Annotated in this window: 18 protein-coding genes; 10 read left to right on the top strand and 8 right to left on the bottom strand. The window is 65.1% G+C overall.

What is annotated here, in order from left to right; translation table 11 throughout:
• Positions 1–42 precede the first annotated feature (42 nt).
• Both E5222_RS08080 and E5222_RS08085 read right to left on the bottom strand, forming a co-directional pair.
• Positions 43–1,866, bottom strand: coding sequence for a M56 family metallopeptidase (locus E5222_RS08080; protein WP_136693255.1), 1,824 nt, complete (start codon positions 1,864–1,866; stop codon positions 43–45).
• On the bottom strand, positions 1,863–2,279 hold the full coding sequence (locus E5222_RS08085) for a BlaI/MecI/CopY family transcriptional regulator (protein WP_136693256.1): 417 nt from the start codon (positions 2,277–2,279) through the stop codon (positions 1,863–1,865). Before E5222_RS08085 ends, E5222_RS08080 begins: the two co-directional genes overlap by 4 nt.
• A gap of 129 nt (positions 2,280–2,408) precedes the next feature.
• On the opposite strand from E5222_RS08085, the gene E5222_RS08090 reads away from it, so the two are divergent.
• From E5222_RS08090 to E5222_RS08105, 4 genes are read left to right on the top strand one after another with little or no spacing between them, the layout of a single operon-like run.
• The gene (locus E5222_RS08090) at positions 2,409–2,921 is read left to right on the top strand and encodes a sigma-70 family RNA polymerase sigma factor (RefSeq protein ID WP_246021620.1); all 513 of its coding nucleotides are present in this window, start codon (positions 2,409–2,411) and stop codon (positions 2,919–2,921) included.
• Positions 2,922–2,927: 6 nt separating this feature from the next.
• Complete coding sequence (locus E5222_RS08095) at positions 2,928–3,554, top strand: NrsF family protein (protein WP_136693258.1); 627 nt, start codon at positions 2,928–2,930, stop codon at positions 3,552–3,554.
• 31 nt (positions 3,555–3,585) lie between these two features.
• Complete coding sequence (locus E5222_RS08100) at positions 3,586–4,773, top strand: alpha-hydroxy acid oxidase (protein WP_136693259.1); 1,188 nt, start codon at positions 3,586–3,588, stop codon at positions 4,771–4,773.
• A complete protein-coding gene (locus E5222_RS08105) occupies positions 4,773–5,882 on the top strand; it encodes a hypothetical protein (protein ID WP_136693260.1) in 1,110 nt (369 codons plus the stop codon). Before E5222_RS08100 ends, E5222_RS08105 begins: the two co-directional genes overlap by 1 nt.
• A 22-nt stretch (positions 5,883–5,904) precedes the next feature.
• Here E5222_RS08105 and creD read toward each other — a convergent pair whose 3' ends face one another.
• Positions 5,905–7,236: a cell envelope integrity protein CreD gene (gene creD, locus E5222_RS08110; protein ID WP_136693261.1), complete on the bottom strand. Its 1,332-nt coding sequence runs from the start codon at positions 7,234–7,236 to the stop codon at positions 5,905–5,907.
• A 128-nt stretch (positions 7,237–7,364) separates the two neighbouring features.
• Here creD and E5222_RS08115 point away from each other — a divergent pair, with 128 nt between their 5' ends.
• Positions 7,365–7,946, top strand: a complete 582-nt coding sequence (locus E5222_RS08115; protein ID WP_342773173.1) for a peptidylprolyl isomerase — start codon at positions 7,365–7,367, stop codon at positions 7,944–7,946.
• A gap of 58 nt (positions 7,947–8,004) precedes the next feature.
• Here the strand turns inward: E5222_RS08115 and E5222_RS08120 are convergent, their stop codons facing one another.
• The 5 genes from E5222_RS08120 to sdhC form a co-directional block, all read right to left on the bottom strand.
• Complete coding sequence (locus tag E5222_RS08120) at positions 8,005–8,451, bottom strand: Hsp20/alpha crystallin family protein (RefSeq protein ID WP_136693262.1); 447 nt, start codon at positions 8,449–8,451, stop codon at positions 8,005–8,007.
• A 198-nt stretch (positions 8,452–8,649) separates the two neighbouring features.
• On the bottom strand, positions 8,650–9,021 hold the full coding sequence (locus E5222_RS08125) for a DUF962 domain-containing protein (RefSeq protein ID WP_136693263.1): 372 nt from the start codon (positions 9,019–9,021) through the stop codon (positions 8,650–8,652).
• A gap of 10 nt (positions 9,022–9,031) precedes the next feature.
• Positions 9,032–10,867, bottom strand: a complete 1,836-nt coding sequence (gene sdhA, locus E5222_RS08130; RefSeq protein WP_136693264.1) for a succinate dehydrogenase flavoprotein subunit — start codon at positions 10,865–10,867, stop codon at positions 9,032–9,034.
• Positions 10,867–11,253 carry a succinate dehydrogenase, hydrophobic membrane anchor protein gene (gene sdhD / locus E5222_RS08135; protein WP_136693265.1) on the bottom strand — a complete coding sequence of 129 codons (387 nt, stop codon included), beginning with the start codon at positions 11,251–11,253 and terminating at the stop codon, positions 10,867–10,869. The genes sdhA and sdhD overlap by 1 nt, the downstream gene beginning before the upstream one ends.
• Before the next feature lie 14 nt (positions 11,254–11,267).
• Positions 11,268–11,648, bottom strand: coding sequence for a succinate dehydrogenase, cytochrome b556 subunit (gene sdhC / locus E5222_RS08140; protein WP_136693266.1), 381 nt, complete (start codon positions 11,646–11,648; stop codon positions 11,268–11,270).
• A 146-nt stretch (positions 11,649–11,794) separates the two neighbouring features.
• Between sdhC and E5222_RS08145 the strand changes: the two genes are divergently transcribed.
• Genes E5222_RS08145 through E5222_RS08165 form a run of 5 tightly spaced genes read left to right on the top strand, consistent with a single transcriptional unit; the run spans position 11,795 to position 16,268 of the window.
• On the top strand, positions 11,795–12,505 hold the full coding sequence (locus E5222_RS08145; RefSeq protein ID WP_136693267.1) for an SDR family NAD(P)-dependent oxidoreductase: 711 nt from the start codon (positions 11,795–11,797) through the stop codon (positions 12,503–12,505).
• A complete protein-coding gene (locus E5222_RS08150; RefSeq protein ID WP_136693268.1) occupies positions 12,495–13,397 on the top strand; it encodes an MBL fold metallo-hydrolase in 903 nt (300 codons plus the stop codon). Before E5222_RS08145 ends, E5222_RS08150 begins: the two co-directional genes overlap by 11 nt.
• A complete protein-coding gene (locus tag E5222_RS08155) occupies positions 13,394–14,299 on the top strand; it encodes a 50S ribosomal protein L11 methyltransferase (RefSeq protein WP_136693269.1) in 906 nt (301 codons plus the stop codon). The genes E5222_RS08150 and E5222_RS08155 overlap by 4 nt, the downstream gene beginning before the upstream one ends.
• Positions 14,300–14,313: 14 nt before the next feature.
• A complete protein-coding gene (locus E5222_RS08160) occupies positions 14,314–14,988 on the top strand; it encodes a DUF2459 domain-containing protein (protein ID WP_246021621.1) in 675 nt (224 codons plus the stop codon).
• A complete protein-coding gene (locus tag E5222_RS08165; RefSeq protein ID WP_136693270.1) occupies positions 14,961–16,268 on the top strand; it encodes a glucuronyl esterase domain-containing protein in 1,308 nt (435 codons plus the stop codon). The genes E5222_RS08160 and E5222_RS08165 overlap by 28 nt, the downstream gene beginning before the upstream one ends.
• The last annotated feature ends 27 nt before the right edge of the window (positions 16,269–16,295 follow it).

Here is a 16,295-nt window from a genome sequence, read left to right on the forward strand (position 1 = left end):
GTGCCAGCCCTCGCAGTCAGGGGATTGGGTCCTCGCGGGCGTTTACACAGTAAGGCCCGTCTCCTCCCCCGCTGCGTGCTCGCATTCGGCATCATTGCTGGAAGCACTGGTCATGGTCCCAACCGGCCATTGCAGACGGATCGTTGCCTTGCTGGCCTTGACCGTCGAAGGCAGCGCGGAGGAATGCACCCGCGCCTCGAAACGGATGGCGGGCGGAATTGGCGGCGTGGGCACAGGCGGCAGCTTCATCGCGTGCGACAGTTCCTGCTGCATCGCCTCAAGCTCTTCGATGGTGTCTTCCAGCTCCTCGAGGATCTCCTCCCGCTGTTCGTCGGAAAGCGAGCGGTCGGAGGCGATGGCAGCCCTCGCCTGCTGCAGGCCCATGGCCGCATGGCTGTAGGCTGCGCCCTGACAGATCACCATCACGCGGCGGCCACGGTCATCAATGGTTTCCTCGACAACCTGGCGCTGGCCTTCACCGCAATCGAATTCGATTTCCGGCACATCCCGACGGGCGAGGACCATCTCGCGGTGGGCTTCGGCCCTTGCACGCTGGCCTTCTGCGCGCGCCCGGCCTTCCGCAGCCTGCTGTGCGCGGCGTGCCTCGACCTGCGCCGTACGCGCGTCGGCAGAGCTGCGCCGCACTTTCACATGCACGTCGCGCATCGTCTCGCGGCTCTCCTCGATCGCAGCCATGGCCTCTTCAAACTCTTCCTCGTTCAGGCCCTCGAACTCATATTCGTCCACGCCGTCCGCCGTACGGAACACACGCCTGCGCACAGTGCGATGCTCGCCATCGGGATCGATCGTCTCGATGCTCGGCGGCGCGGGCGGCGCAGGGGCATCGAGAGGTGCCGGGGGAGCGGGCGGTGCCGGTGGTGCGGGCGCATCGAGGGCGGGCGGCGCCGGGGGAGCGGGCGGCAAATCCTCCTGGGCGTAGCTGATCGATGCGGTCACCGGCAGCGCAACCAGCGCCGTGGTAGCGATGGCGGCAATGCCCAGTTTCCTGCGGCGGGACGAGACGTCTGTCATGGTGAGGCTCCTCAAACGATGGATTATCGATTTCTCGCCCAGCACCGGACAGGCCATGGATACCGCCAGAGCGTGGTTGGGACCGGCGGCAAAGCCGGCGATCACCTCGCCATAGGCGGCCCTTTCGGACCTTGTGCGACCCGCGACGACGCGCGCATCGCATGCTGCTTCCTGGTCCCTCCGCATTGCTCGCCAGCCCCACCAGGCGAGAGGATTGAACCAGTGCAAGGCCAACAGCGGCTGCGCCGCGATATTGGCAACGAGATCGTAGCCGCGGTGATGCGCCAGCTCATGGGCAATGGCCATGTCGCGCGCGGCAATATCGTGATGTCCCATGAACTCCATCGGCAGCGCGACCACCTTGTCGCCAATGCCGAAGGCGAGCGGCGCGCTGACGGCGGGCGTTTCCACCAGCCGTATCTTGCCCGCTTCGCCGACGGGACGCGCATCTGCCAGCAGCTCGCACCGCATGCGAAAATAGTCGCGCGCGCGCCAGGCGAGGAAGAGTGCCGCCCCGCCCAGCCAGATCGGCAGCAGCACGTCGATCAGTTCGATGACCACCGGCGGAACCGGCGCGGCGGGCACCATGTCATTGGCCTGCGCACTGGCTTCGGAGAGCACGATCACCATCGGCTCCGCCACCAGCTCGGGCTCGGCGGGAGCGAGGCTGGCGGGCAGCACCAGCGGCGGCATCAGGAAGCGCGCCAGCGGCAGCGCCCACAGCGCATAGGCGACCTGCGGGCCGAAATGGCGCGACACCGGGCGGCGCAGAAGCAGCACCAGCGCAATCAGCAGGCCGGTGTAGAGCAGCGTATCGGTGAGCCACTGGGTCATTTCTTCAACTCCCGCAGCAGGCGCTCGATCTCGGCAATGTCCTCGTCAGTGAGGGCCTCGTTCTCGGCAAGATGGGCGAAGAGCGGCGCGGCGCGGCCGCCGAACAGACGATCGACCATGCGCTTCGATTCGGTGCCGACATAGGCGCGGCGTTCGATCAGGGGGGAATAGAGGAAGCGGCGGCCATCGGGCTGGGTTGCCAGCGCGCCCTTCTGTACCAGCCGCGCCAGCAGGGTCTTGACCGTAGGCATGGACCAGTCACGCGTCGCGCAGACACGCTCGCACACTTCGGCGGCGGTTTGCGGAGAGCGTTTCCACAGCACTTCCATCACCGCATATTCGGCATCGCTGATGCGTTCCGCACCACTTTCGCCCGAAGGCGCTGAATCGGACGTCCCACCTCTCGCAGTCATGCTGTCCTCCCTAACCGACTACGTCTGCAAGCGATATGACTACATCTGTAGTCTGAACGCATTGTGAATGCAAATTCTCACGCAGATGATGTAACCAGGATGAATGGCCCGGCGAAGACAGCACCGACAGTGACTAGCGGCGACCGCCTCGACCTGCTGATGGCAGCGGCGCGCGCGGGCGATGCGGCAGCCTACCGGGATTTCCTGGGGGAGGCCTCGCAACGCCTGCGGGCCACGCTTGCGCGCAAGATCGGGGCCGATGCCGAATTGGAGGATCTGGTGCAGGAAGCCCTGATCGCATGCCATGAGAAGCGCCATACGCTCGACCCGGGTCGGCCCGTTGCGCCGTGGCTGAACGCGATCGCGCGCTACAAGCTGATCGATCACTGGCGCAAGCGCGGCCGCAGCCCGATTGTGCTGGCAGAGGCCGATGGAGAGATTGCCGCCGATGAATTCGCCGGGCTCGACATCACGGCCCTGCTCGGCCGGCTGCCCCACGCGCAGGCAGAGGCGATCCGGCTGACCCATATCGAAGGGCTGACCAATGCCGAGGCGAGCGAACGCGTCGGCATTGGCCTGTCCGCCATGAAACTGCGCGTGCATCGCGGCATGCTGCGCCTGAAGGAAATCGTCGACGGATAGAAATTAATGGGACGCACCGAAGACCTGATCACCCGCCTCGCCAGCGAGGGAGCCGCGAGACAAGGCACGGCCACGCCGCATTTCGCCTTGCCGCTTCTGCTGGCCACCATCCTCTGCATCGGCGCAACCGCGCTGGTGCTGGAGGATGCCTTCCCGACCTATCACCTGCGTGGCTGGATGCCGATGGTGGTGAAATGGGGATTTTCCGTCTCGCTGCTGCTGCTTGCGGCCCTTGCACTGCATGTGTTGGGACGCCCCGGCCGGCCTTCGGGCTGGGCGGTCGCGAGCCTCCTGCTGCCCTTCGCTTATGCCGCCTTCTTCGTGCTGCCGGCCTTGCTGTTCGGCGATCTCCCCTTTCCCGGCGAGCAATGGGAGCGTTGCCTGATTGCCATGGGGATCATGAGCCCGATCGGTTTCGGCTCTGCGGTGATGGCTACGCGATGGCTCGCCCCCACCGACACAAGCCGCGCCGGCCTTGCAGCAGGGTTCTTCGGCGGGGCGATGGCGATGACGGCCTATGCGCCCTTCTGCCCCGGCGAAGGCGGACTGTATTTCGTCAGCTTCTACCTGGTGCCGATCCTCACCATGGCGGGCATTGGCTGGCTGCTGGGACCGCGACTGCTGCGCTGGTAGAAGCGCGCGCCCTGCGCTAAGCCGCGCGGCGATGGGCAAGAAATTCAACTACAGCGTCAGGCGGCTTTCCGACTGCCAGAACATCGCCGATTTCCGCGAGCTGGCCCGCCGCCGCCTGCCCTTCCCCGTATTCCATTACATCGATGGCGCGGCGGATGACGAGGTGACCAAGGACCGCAACACTGCCGCATTCGACGATGTGGACCTGGTGCCCCATGTCCTTGCCGGGGTGGAGGACATCGACACCTCGATCACCGTGATGGGCCGCAAGAGCGCGCTGCCGCTGATGCTGTCCCCCACCGCGCTACAGCGCCTGTTCCACTGGCAGGGCGAACGCGCCGTCGCCGCCGTGGCGGAGAAGTTCGGCCTGTGGTTCGGCATCTCCAGCCTCGCCAGCGTGAGTATCGAGGAGATCGGGGAGCGTTTCTCCGGCCCCAAGATGCTCCAGTATTACTACCACAAGGACAGGGGGCTGAACGCCGCTTTGCTGGAGAAGGCGAGGCTCGCGAAATTCGATGCGGTGACACTGACGGTGGACACGATCGTTTCCGGCAATCGTGAGCGGTGCAAGCGCACCGGCTTCACCACCCCGCCCAAGATCACGCCGGCCAGCTTCCTCTCCTACGCTACCAAGCCACGCTGGGCGCTGGACTACATGTTCCGCGAGAAGTTCGAGCTGCCCAACCTTTCCAGCCATGTGGACGCGGGCAGCAATTTCGCCTTGTCGGTGCAGGACTATTTCAACTCCATGCTCGACCAGTCGATGGGCTGGAAGGATGCGGAAAAGCTGCGAGCCGACTGGGGCGGCACATTCTGCCTCAAGGGCATCATGTCGGTGGAGGATGCCAGGCGCGCGGCGGATATGGGCTGCGACGCGATCATGGTCTCGAACCATGGGGGCCGGCAGCTGGACGGGTCGCGCAGCCCGTTCGACCAACTCGACGCCATCGTGCAGGCGGTGAGCGGCCGCTGCGAAGTAATCCTCGATGGCGGAGTGCGGCGCGGGTCCCATGTTCTAAAGGCGCTGGCCACCGGGGCCACGGCAGTCAGCGGCGGCAGGCTCTACCTCTATGCCCTCGCCGCGGCGGGAGAGGCCGGTGTAGAACGCGCGGTCTCGCTGCTCGAGGCGGAGATCGTGCGCGGGATGAAGCTGATGGGGGTGACAAGGATAGACCAGCTCACCCCTGACCGGCTCGTGCGGCGGCAGGGACCCAATTGATGCGATCCCTTCCACTTGCCGCGATTGGTGCATTGGCCTCCATCGCCACATATTCACCCGCGCGGGCACAGGTTTCGGACGAGTTGTACGATTACCTGGTGCAGGACGTTTGCGTAAACTCCGCAGGCGATGCCGTGCAGGGCGATCCTGCAAGCTGCCCCGACCGCCGTAACATCCGCCTTGCCGAAGCCTCGCCCTATCTGCTGACCGATTACGACACGCAGCACAGCAAGAGCTATTCGGCATGGGCCTCGATCCCCGTACGGGGCGAAGACGGCAATATCCGGGTCCTCGTCACGAAGAACAATGCAGGCGATTTCGGCCCGCATTCGCGGTTTTCCTTCACCGAGAACGATGGCTTCGACCTGATCGACATTTCCTATTCGCCCTATGCCTCGATCATTCGCACATGGGACGGCGGGTGCTTCGACCAGGCCTTCGCCCCATCATCGCAAGCGCGGACAGGAAGGCAAGCCAGAGAGCCCCGGACAAGAGCGGGAGGATGGGTGCTGTTCCCGCTGGCGACACCACCCTCAGCCTGGCCGGAAACCAGCTCGGCAAGGATTGTCACCGCCAAGATCCAGCTGGTGCGGCGGGAAAATTGCCGAACCGGATCGAGCCGCGGCCGGACCTACTGGAATGCCCCGGCCGACTACGAGTTTGAGACAGGCAAGATATTGCACGCCATCCGCTCGGACCATTTTGCATCGGCCAACCTCTCGTCATCGAACAACGCGCTCGAAAGGTTCTATTTCACGCGCGAATACGGGATGACGCGGTGGGAGGCGTGGATCCCGCGAAGCCGCTGCTATTCCGAAGCTGAGAAGAAGGGTCCCGGTGAGCTGCGGTCGAATTGCGAGCCGGACTTGCGCCTTCCCGTTCCCTATACGGGGCCGGACGAAGGCGCTCCCGAGATCGACCTGCGCGCGCGTTGCGCGGTGCTGGACGCTACCGCCACGGACCATCCGGATATCGACCGATGGGGCGGCCAGGATTGGGTTCGCGTCGATTGCCGGGACCAGACGCGTTATGTCCCACTTGCGTTGCCCCAGGTGATGACCGACCCGGCCATGGCCCAGGGCAACGAAGTGGATGACATTGCCTTTTGAGACTTCAGGGCCTCCTGAAACGTCAGGCCAAAGCCTCTTCGTCTCCCGTGCTCCGGCCGACGCTCGACCAGTCCACCGACCGTGTCGCATACATGATCCCTGCAAGCGCTGCGAAGAGCAGCACGGAGCCGATCACCAGCGAGTAGGTCTCGAGGTTGAGCAGCACGTAAAGCAGCGCATAGAGGCCAGACAGCATCGCGCCGATAAAGCTCGCGCGCTTCCACGTGCCCAGCACCGCCGCGCTATAGGCGGTCAGCAGGCCGATGATCGCACCCGCCGCGATGACATAGGCGAGCGCGAAGCCGACCACTTCCGCAAAGGCGAGCAGCATCACGAAGAACAGCACCAGCCCAGCGCCGGTCAGCAAATACTCCGCCGAAGCCACGCGCGCCCCGCCGACAATGTCGAACATCAGGAAGGTGGCGAAGGTGAAGCCGATGAACAGGAAGCCGTATTTCACCGCCCGATCCACCTGGCTGTAGAGGTCGACCGGATCGACCAGCCCGATCGTGGCGAGCTGCCCGCCCGCATCGTCCTGAAGCGACACCAGCGACCTGTCCAAGGCGAGGTTGGTGATGCCGGCATAGGTTGCGGAGAAGCCATCCGCGCCGATCTCCCGGCTGTCGGGCAGGAAGCCGGTGAAGCTGGGATGCTGCCAGCTGGAAGAGACGCTCCATTCGGTCTCGTTCCCGCGCGGCACCAGCGCCAGCGAATGGCTGCCGCGCAGGCCATATTCCCAGCTGACCGCCAGCGGCGCACGGCCGTCCCAATCGACCGCAGCGGAAAAGCCACGTCCCCCCGTTGCCACCGGGCCGTTGCCGGGCAGCAGGGCGAGCTCCTCGCCGCCCGCGCGCACCTCGGCATTATCGGTCAGGCCGCGCGGATCGGATACGCCGAAGCGCAATTCGGCCTGGTTGAGCAGCAGGCTGCTCAGGCGCACGTCCAAACGGTTCAGATCGTCGGGCAAGGCAGAGCGCGCCGTGCCCTGCATCCGGCTCGCAAAGACCACGCTTTCATAGATCGCATAGCCCTTGCGGTCGGGATCGATCGTGGTCGCCACGCTCTGCGTCGTGGGCGAGACGAACAGCTCGCGCCGCTGCGGGGTCGTGGTGACAAGGTTGGTGCCGTTCACCGACTCGGTAGTGGTGACCTCCGCGATCCAGGGGATCACCAGTACCGGGCCGGTCACGGTCTGCTCGCCGCCCCAACCGGCGGTGATACTGGCTTGCGCAGTCTCCGACTGGCTCTGCCGGTCATAGACCAACGCATAGACCAGCAGCAGCGGGACGATCAGCACCATCGCCACCGCACCCACCAGCAGCAGTTTCACACCCGGACTTCTCTCTCGATTCATCGCTCATCTCCCTCGATAAGTTGCGATGAACCGTTCTTTGTGAGCGACGAACTGAATGTTGAGTGAACTCGCGTGCGCGCGCGTAAGGGCGGTTTGCGCGGGGCGAAAACCGCGCCATGATCGCGCCCATGATGCTGAAACGATTCGCCCTCGCCGCCCCGTTGTTCTTCGCCCTGCCCCTCGCCGCGCAGGAGGTTGTGGAGGAGCCGGAGCACGCGCCCGAATGGGAAACCACGCTGGTGGTGATCGAGACCAGCATGGGCGATATCACCGTGGCGCTGGAGACCGAACGCGCGCCTGTCACTGCCGCCAATTTCCTGCGCTATGCGGACGAGGATCGCTTCGACGGCACCGTCTTCTACCGCGCCATGCCGCTCGCCTGGGGGGAGCAGCCCAACGGCCTGATCCAGGGCGGCACGCAGAACCATCCCGACCGCATCCTCGACCCCATCGCGCATGAACCGACGAGCGAGACGGGAGTGCTGCACGAACGCGGTACACTGTCCATGGCCCGCTTCGATCCAGGCACGGCGACGGGCGATTTCTCGATCATGCTGCAAAAGCAGATCGGCATGGACGCCGACCTCGACAATGAGGACCCGCAATTCCACGACGGCTTCGCCGCCTTCGGCCATGTGGTCGAGGGCATGGAGGTGGTCGAGGCGATCCACGCCGCCCCCACCCCCCGGAGGCCGGCGAAGGCTGGATGAAAGGCCAGATGCTGGCCGATCCGGTGGAGATTATCGACGTGCGGCGGGTGGCGGCCGATTAGCCCACGCTGATCGTCTTCCTGGCGTCCTTCGTCGCCTTGGGAAGCGTCAGTATCAGGATGCCGTCCTCATACTTGGCCGAAGCATCGTCGATCGACACTTCCGCCGGCAGGGAAATGCTCCGCTGGACGCTGCCGTAATAGCGTTCCGAGTGGATCACCCGGTCGTTTTGCTCGTCGGCATCGTATTGTGACACCTCGGCGCTGATGGTCAGGACGTTGTTGTCGACCGACACGTCGATGTCCTCCTTCTTCACACCGCGCATTTCCGCCTGGACGATCAGCTTGTCGCCGTTTTCCTTGACGTCGATCTTGATCTTGCCGGGATGCGGCAGCGGGTCACCATGCAGCGGCGCAATCGAATAGCCGAGAGGAAAATCGGCAAACAGCTCATCGAACAGGCTGCGGCGTGCGGGGGGGGGGGCTTGGCCATCGGAACCCTCCATTCTCCTTGATTGCAGAAGAGAGGAAAAAACCGCGGCTCGGGCTTGCCGTCATTGCTCTGGCGCAATTGCGTGGCGCAGAACCGAAAAGGCCGAAGCATTGCGCCCCGGCCCCTCCGACTTGGCGACACCGAACTGCGCGGTCAGTGAACCCGCTTCTTCGGCGTGAGATCTTCGATATCGCTAGTCGGCCCGCTCATGTTAGCCTTTATCTGATGCTGGGGCTGCACTCGGCAGGTGATTGCCATCCATTGCATGACGCGCCTGACGATCGGCTCGTTCTAGGTCCTCGACAAGCTCCCCGGTGAGCGCCCGTTTCAACATGCGGAAATCCGCAAACAGGCCCCACAGTGGTTTTCTAGCGAAGGGACGATTGCCCTCGACCACGAAGTGCCCGAACAGTGCGAGGCCATAGCCCGCCAATCCGATCCCAAGAGCAAGAACCAAGTGGCCGGACAGGGCCAGCGCAATCGCTCCACCCAACCCGACGACAGTTCCCACATAGTGGCAAAGGCGCGTTCCGCGTTTCCGGTGTTGCTGCAGATAGGCAATCCAGAACGCGTCAAAGGTCATAGTTCTACCCTCAATACACCCGCTTCTTCGGCTTGATATATTCGATATCGTCGGTGAGCGTATATTCGTGCACTGGGCGGTAATCGATCTTCACCGCGCCGCCATTGCCGCCCCAGCCGTCGAACCAGGCGGCGGTGTGCTTCATCCAGTTGGCATCGTCGCGATCGGGGAAGTCCTCATGCGCATGCGCGCCGCGGCTTTCCTTGCGGTTTTCGGCCGAGTTCATCGTCACAACGGCCTGCGCCATGAGGTTGTCGAGCTCGAGCGTTTCGATGAGATCGGAGTTCCAGATCAGCGAACGGTCGGTGACGTGGATGTCCTGCATCCGCTTGTTGGTTTCGGCGAGCAGCTTCACGCCTTCGGTCATCAGCTCGCTGTCGCGGAACACGGCGGCGTGCTTCTGCATGGTCTGCTGCATTTCCTTGCGCACCGAAGCGGTGGGCGAACCGCCCTTGGCGTTGCGGAAATGGTCGAGGCGCGTCAGCGCCATTTCGGCGCTGTCGCCCGGCAACTCGTCATGCGCGGCGTTGGGCGTGATGATTTCCTTCAGGCGGTGCCCGGTCGCGCGGCCGAACACCACGAGGTCGATCAGCGAGTTGGAGCCGAGGCGGTTGGCGCCATGGACCGAGACGCAGGCCGCCTCGCCCACGGCGAACAGGCCGGGGACCACATGGTCCGGATTGCCGTCCGGCCCAAGGGTCACGACTTCGCCGTGATAGTTACAGGGAATGCCGCCCATGTTGTAATGCACCGTCGGCGTCACCGGCAAAGGCTGGCGGGTAAGATCGACGCCCGCGAAGATCTTGCCGCTCTCGGTAATGCCGGGCAGGCGCTGGGCCAGCGTCTCGGCCGGGATATGGTCGAGATGCAGGTAGATATGGTCCTTGTCCGGACCCACGCCGCGCCCTTCGCGCATTTCCAGCGCCATCGAGCGGGAGACGACGTCGCGCGATGCAAGGTCCTTCGCCGAAGGCGCGTAACGCTCCATGAAGCGTTCGCCTTCGGAATTGGTGAGGTATCCGCCCTCGCCGCGCGCACCCTCGGTAATGAGCACGCCCGCGCCGTAAATGCCGGTGGGGTGGAACTGCACGAACTCCATGTCCTGCAGCGGGAGCCCGGCGCGCAGCACCATGCCGCCGCCGTCGCCGGTGCAGGTATGCGCGGAGGTGGCGGTGAAATAGCAGCGGCCGTAGCCGCCCGTCGCCAGCACCACGGCATGCGCGCGGAAGCGGTGGATCGAACCGTCATCCATGCACATGGCGATCACGCCGACGCACTTCTTGCCGTCGGGCGTGTCCTTCATGATCAGGTCGATGGCGAAATATTCGATGTAGAAATCGGCCGAGTACTTGAGGCTCTGCTGGTAGAGCGCATGGAGCATCGCATGCCCCGTACGGTCGGCAGCGGCGCAGGTGCGCTGCACCGGCGGGCCCTCGCCCATATTCTGCATGTGGCCGCCGAAGGGACGCTGGTAGATCGTCCCGTCCTCGTTACGGCTGAAGGGCACGCCGGCATGCTCCAGCTCGTAAACGGCGGCGGGAGCCTCGCGCGCGAGATATTCGATCGCGTCCTGGTCGCCCAGCCAGTCCGCACCCTTGACGGTGTCGTACATGTGCCAGGACCAGTGGTCGGGCGAATTGTTGCCCAGCGAGGCGGCGATGCCGCCCTGCGCCGCGACGGTGTGCGAACGCGTGGGGAAGACCTTGGAGATATTCGCCGTCTTCAGCCCTGCTTCCGCCGCGCCCATGGTGGCGCGCAGGCCCGATCCGCCCGCACCCACGACGACCACGTCATAGGTATGGTCGATGATCTTGTAGGCAGGCTGGGAAGAATTCTGGTCAGCCATCAAGCGGCTCCTCCAAGGGCGAGGCGAACGATTGCGAAGAGGCCGAAAGCGGCGCCGGCAAAGGTGAAGAGGTTGAGCGCAGTCATCGCGGCAAACTTGTTGCCGGCGGTGTGGACGTAATCCTCGACCAGCACCTGCAGCCCCAGCCGCGCGTGCCAGAAGCTGCTGATCACGAACAGCGCCACGGCGGTCGCCTGCACGGGGCTGGCGATCCATTCCGACATCGTCTCGTAGTCCATGTCGGGCATGGCGATGAAGGAGACCGCGATGAAGATGCCCAGCAGCAAATTGCCGACCGCGGTGAAGCGCTGCAGCAGCCAGTGATGCGTGCCTTCCTTCGCCGCGCCCAGGCCGCGTACGCGGCCGATGGAAGTTCCGTTACCCATGGTCCGTTCCTTCCTTAAAGCGCGATCATCGCGGCCCAGAAGGCCACGGTGAGGATCAGCGCGCAGGCGATCGATCCGACCGACCAGTTGCGATTGCTGTTGAGCTCGAAGCCCGCACCCATGTCGAGCACGAAGTGCCTGAGGCCCGAGCAAAGGTGGTTGAAGAAGGCCCAGGACAGGCCGAACATCACGATAAGGCCGTACCAGCTCATCGCATGGCCCTGGAAGGCGGCGTAAGCCTCCGGACCGCTCGCCAGCGAGCCCAGCCACCACAACATGACCGGCAGGCCGACCAGCGCCATCCCGTCCCCCGTCACGCGGTGGAGGATCGAAACCAGCATGTGCGGGCCCCATTTCCAGATTTGCAGATGCGGCGATAGGGGTCTGTCGGCCATCGTTGAGTCCCTGTAATTTGCGCGATTGGGCTTCACTTAGCGATTGTGCCGGGTGTGGCAAGCGGACCATGGTCTGTAATCGCATCCGTACACAGTCTGTCCCCTGCCCTTTTCGCGGGCGCGCGGCGCGGCTAAGAGCATGGGCGATGGCAAGAATTCTCGTAACAGGGTCCAGCAGGGGTATCGGTGCCGCGATCGCCGCGCAATTGCGCGAGCGCGGCTGCAACGTGGTGGGCCACGCAACGTCCGAGGTGGACGAACACACGATAGCTGCCGATTTCGCCCAGCCGGTCGCCCCGCAAATGCTGTGGCAGGAGGCGATGAAGCGGCTCGGCGGGGGGATAGACGTGCTGGTGAACAATGCCGGCGTGTTCGAGCGTAACTCGATAGATGGCTCCGATATCGAATGGCTGGACGGGTGGGAGGATACGATGCGCATCAACCTCACTGCCTCCGCCCAGCTATCGCGTTTCGCCATCCGCTATTGGCGTGCTGCAGGGCGCAAGGGGCGGATCGTCCACATCGCCAGCCGCGCCGGGCATCGCGGCGATTCGCCTGCGCATTGGCACTATGCGGCGGCCAAGGGCGGGATGCTGGCGCTGCACAAGACCATCGCGCGCGGCTATGCCTCGCAAGGGATCACCAGCTTCGCCGTCGCGCCGGGCTATACCGACACCTCGATGGCAGGCGATTATCTGGAAAGCCGCGGGGGCGAAGGCATCCTTGCCGATATCCCGCTGGGCCGCGTCGCCACGCCGGACGAGATCGCCCAGATCGCCACCTATTGCGCGCTCTATGCTCCTGAGAGCATGACCGGCGCGGTGCTGGACGCCAATGGAGCGAGCTATGTCCGCTAAGACCTTCGCCACCGCCGCGCTGCTCGCCTTGACCGGCTGTGCCACCACCGTGCCTGAAGAGTCGCGCATCACCACCGGCCAGCAATGGGCCGACCAATGCGAGGACTGGGACGAGTGGGACAAGCCGGGTCCGGCATTCCTTGTCCATGGCAGCACCTATTACGTCGGCACTTGCGGGATCGCCACGATCCTTATTGCCGGGGAAAGCAGCCACGTCCTGTTCGACAGCGGTACCGAGGAGGGCGCGCGCGTAACCCTGTCCAATATCCGCAGTCTCGGCTTCGATCCGGCGGATATCGACCGGCTGTTCACCAGCCACGAACATTACGACCATGTCGGCGGAATGGCCCTGCTGCAGGAAGGAACGGGCGCGACCGTCTATACCAGCCCGGGGGCGGCCGAAGTCCTGCGTTCAGGGAACAGCAGCCGGTCGGACCCCCAGGCCAGCATCCATCCCCCGATGACGCCGGTGGCCGATGTGCGCGTCATGGCACTGGATCAGCCGGTCCGGTTGCAATCGCCGGGCGTGGTCATTTCGGCCACCCTCACACCGGGCCACACACCCGGCGCCATGACCTGGCAGTGGGAAAGCTGCGACGAGGCGGGCGAATGCCTCTCCATCGTCTATGCCGACAGCCTCAGCCCCGTTAGCGCGGACGGCTACCGTTTTTCCGACCATCCCCAGTACCTGACCTCATATCGCGCGGGGCTGAATCTCCTCACCCGGCTCGATTGCGATATCCTCCTCACCCCGCACCCTTCGGCGAGCGGGATGCGTGACAAGCTGCTGGCAGGCGATCTGACCTCCGGCATGAATTGCGCGGACTATGCCGCCAGCATCACCGAGCGGCTCGACGCGCGCATCGCCGAGGAGGCGCAAGGAAACCCATGAGCTGGAAACTCTCCGCCACCGCCAGCAAGGAAGCAGTCGAGGCCGCGCTGGAAAAGCGCGACACGATCGAGGGCTGGGACGAGAATATCGTCCTCACCGGTTTCGAGGTCGATCCCGAAGAGCCCGACACATGGCGGCTCGACGCCTATCTCGAAGCCAAGCCCAGCGCTGCCGACCGCAAGGCGGTGAAGGCGCTGTTCGATGGCGAGGCGCCGCCAATCGTGGCCGAGAAGCTGCCCGATACGGACTGGGTCGCCGAAAGCCAGAAAGGCATTGACCCGATCCGCGCCGGCAGATTCTACGTCCACACGCCCGACCATCCGGCGAGCGAGGAACCGGACGTCAACAGCTTCTGCATCCCCGCCGCGCAAGCCTTCGGCACCGGCCAGCATGAGACGACCGCGGGCTGCCTCGCCATGCTCGATGCGATGAAGCGGCGGGGCGTCGTGGTGCGCAACCTCGCCGATATCGGCACCGGCACCGGCCTGCTCGCCTTTGCCGCGATGAAGCTGTGGCCGCTCGCCGATGCGACCGCGAGCGATATCGATCCGGTGTGCCTGCCCGCCGTGCTCGACAATGCGGCGCTCAACGCCATGTCGCTGGGCACCGATGCGGGCGAGCTGGCGATGGTGATCGCGGACGGGATGGAGGATGAGTTCCTTGTCGAGCGCGGGCCGTACGACCTGCTCATCGCCAATATCCTGGCAGGGCCGCTGATCTCCATGGCGGGCGAATTCGCACAGGCCGTGGCGCCACGCGGGCATATATTGCTCGCCGGGTTGCTGACCACACAGGAGCCGGGCGTGCGCCGCGCCTATATGCGGGCGGGCTTCCGGCTGCAGGCGCGCATCGTGAATGGTGACTGGTCCATCCTGTGGCTGCGGCACCGCTTCCTCGGCTGAAATCCGCCCTGCGTGTGGGGAGGCGAGCACTGCTGGGCGCCGCCCTCCTGCTCCTCGCCATCATTGTGGTCTACCCGCTCACGGGCTGGCTCGGCAGTGCGATCCCCCGCAACGATCCGACGCCGGTTATCGCGGAGGGCGTGACCATCATGGTCGAAACCAACGGCACGCATACGGGCGTCATCATGCCGATCGTCACGTCGGAGAAGGACTGGCGCGAGACCTTTCCCAGCGCCGGGCAGCCGACCGGGCGCGGGATGCCAACGCATGTGGCGGTGGGTTGGGGCGAGCGCGAGGTCTTCCTCAACGTCCCCACATGGGGCGACCTGAAACCCGGCACCGCCTTGCGGATCGCGGTCTTTGGCGGCGAGCCAATCATGCGCGTGAGCCATTACGTCCGCCCCGCACCGGGGCTGGATCACCGCCCTGTCACCATCAGCCGCGAGGCCTATCTCACCATGGTCCTCGCGATCGAGGACAGCCTGCCGCCCGCCGATGGCCCACGCACCATCCTTCGCGGTACCAGTCCGGCCGATGCCTATTACGATGCAAACGGCACCTATACGCTGGCCTACACCTGCAACAGCTGGGTGGGCGACATACTGGCCGAGGCCGATATCCAGATGGGGCTGTGGACGCCCTTTTCCGGGGGAGTGATGAAATGGATCGAACCGCCCGCCGTACCCTGAGTGCACTCGTGGCCGCATTGGCCTGCCTGCTGGCGGCGCCTCTTGCAGCGCAGGTGAGCAATGAGGATGTGCATGCCGCCGAGCGCGCCCGCTACGGTTACGGAGCCTTGCGGCAAGGCGCGAACGGCAACGATCCCGATGCGCCCAATGCGGCAAACACCAGCGAGGCGCGGGTCGTGCCCTACACGCTCCCTCCCCTGTTCGAGACGGCGCAGCAGCAGACTCCCGAAGGCTGGCCCGTACGCCGGGCGGAGCTGGCAGCGATGGTCGCGGATGTCTGGGTCGGCCGCATCCCGGCGGTCGTGGAGAGTTTCCGCATCGAATGGGACAAGCTGCCGGTCGAGGTCCCTCCCGGCGACTATGTGCAGGAACACTGGACCGGCTGCATCATCGCTCCCGACGGACGCAGCGGCCCTGTCGTTGATGCGCTGGTGAGCTTCCCCCGTAAGGCGCGCGAAGCCCCCGCCGTCATCAGCTACACCTATGTCTGGCCCGGCGGATCGCCGCCCAATTTCGGCGGCACGCCCCCGCCCGATCCGGTCGCGCAAGCCATCGCGCGCGGATGGGTGCATGTCGAATACCACCCGCAATTGCTGCAGGCGGATAATGCGGTCGAGATGGAGGCGGGCGTGATTGGCCTCGCCCGCTGGCCGCGCATGGAGCATGACTGGGGTGCATTGCGCGCATGGGGCTGGGGCGCGAGCAAATTGCGTGAGGAACTGGCGGCCGATCCGCGCGTCTCCGCAAACCGCATCACCCTCACCGGCCATTCGCGCTTCGGCAAGGGCGTGCTGGTCGCCGCCGCCTACGACCATGCCTTCCACGACGCGCATGTCTCCAGCTCGGGCGCGGGCGGCTCGAAGATCATGCGCCGCGATTTCGGGGAAAGGTGGGAGAACCTCACCTCCAGCGGCCTCTTCCACTGGTTTACCCCCGCCGCCATGCGCTTTGCCGCCGACCCGCTGACCATCGCGGACCTGCCAGTGGACGCGCACAGTCTGATCGCCCTGCGCGCGCCGCGACCTCTCTTCATCACCAGCGGCCTTGCCGAGAAAGGCGACAGCTGGGTCGATCCGCGCGGCATGTGGGTGGGCATGATGGCGGCGCAGCCCGCTTGGGAGCTGTTCGGCGCCGCCACCCCGCCCTTTGCCATGCCCGTGCCACTCAGCACCGAGCAGGCCATCTACCCGCTCGCCTGGTACCAGCATGGCGAAGGGCATGTGCCCTGGCCCGCTTACGAGGCATTCTACGACCACGCCGAGCGCTTCTTCACGGACTAGCTCCGCGTAGAAGCGCCCGGCGCAATC

Origin of the sequence: Alteraurantiacibacter aquimixticola (assembly GCF_004965515.1) — a bacterium.
Lineage (GTDB): Bacteria > Pseudomonadota > Alphaproteobacteria > Sphingomonadales > Sphingomonadaceae > Alteraurantiacibacter > Alteraurantiacibacter aquimixticola.

Coding starts and splice junctions, on each gene's coding strand:
- E5222_RS08125 (WP_136693263.1), bottom strand. CDS start 9,021: ATGACCTTTGACGCGTTCTGGATTGCCTATCTGCAGCAACACCGGAAA.
- E5222_RS08120 (WP_136693262.1), bottom strand. CDS start 8,451: ATGGAGGGTTCCGATGGCCAAGCCCCCCCCCCCGCACGCCGCAGCCTG.
- E5222_RS08155 (WP_136693269.1), top strand. CDS start 13,394: ATGAGCTGGAAACTCTCCGCCACCGCCAGCAAGGAAGCAGTCGAGGCC.
- sdhA (WP_136693264.1), bottom strand. CDS start 10,867: ATGGCTGACCAGAATTCTTCCCAGCCTGCCTACAAGATCATCGACCAT.
- sdhD (WP_136693265.1), bottom strand. CDS start 11,253: ATGGGTAACGGAACTTCCATCGGCCGCGTACGCGGCCTGGGCGCGGCG.
- E5222_RS08080 (WP_136693255.1), bottom strand. CDS start 1,866: ATGACCCAGTGGCTCACCGATACGCTGCTCTACACCGGCCTGCTGATT.
- E5222_RS08100 (WP_136693259.1), top strand. CDS start 3,586: ATGGGCAAGAAATTCAACTACAGCGTCAGGCGGCTTTCCGACTGCCAG.
- E5222_RS08105 (WP_136693260.1), top strand. CDS start 4,773: ATGCGATCCCTTCCACTTGCCGCGATTGGTGCATTGGCCTCCATCGCC.
- E5222_RS08115 (WP_342773173.1), top strand. CDS start 7,365: ATGATGCTGAAACGATTCGCCCTCGCCGCCCCGTTGTTCTTCGCCCTG.
- E5222_RS08165 (WP_136693270.1), top strand. CDS start 14,961: ATGGATCGAACCGCCCGCCGTACCCTGAGTGCACTCGTGGCCGCATTG.
- creD (WP_136693261.1), bottom strand. CDS start 7,236: ATGAATCGAGAGAGAAGTCCGGGTGTGAAACTGCTGCTGGTGGGTGCG.
- E5222_RS08145 (WP_136693267.1), top strand. CDS start 11,795: ATGGCAAGAATTCTCGTAACAGGGTCCAGCAGGGGTATCGGTGCCGCG.
- sdhC (WP_136693266.1), bottom strand. CDS start 11,648: ATGGCCGACAGACCCCTATCGCCGCATCTGCAAATCTGGAAATGGGGC.
- E5222_RS08095 (WP_136693258.1), top strand. CDS start 2,928: ATGGGACGCACCGAAGACCTGATCACCCGCCTCGCCAGCGAGGGAGCC.
- E5222_RS08085 (WP_136693256.1), bottom strand. CDS start 2,279: ATGACTGCGAGAGGTGGGACGTCCGATTCAGCGCCTTCGGGCGAAAGT.
- E5222_RS08150 (WP_136693268.1), top strand. CDS start 12,495: ATGTCCGCTAAGACCTTCGCCACCGCCGCGCTGCTCGCCTTGACCGGC.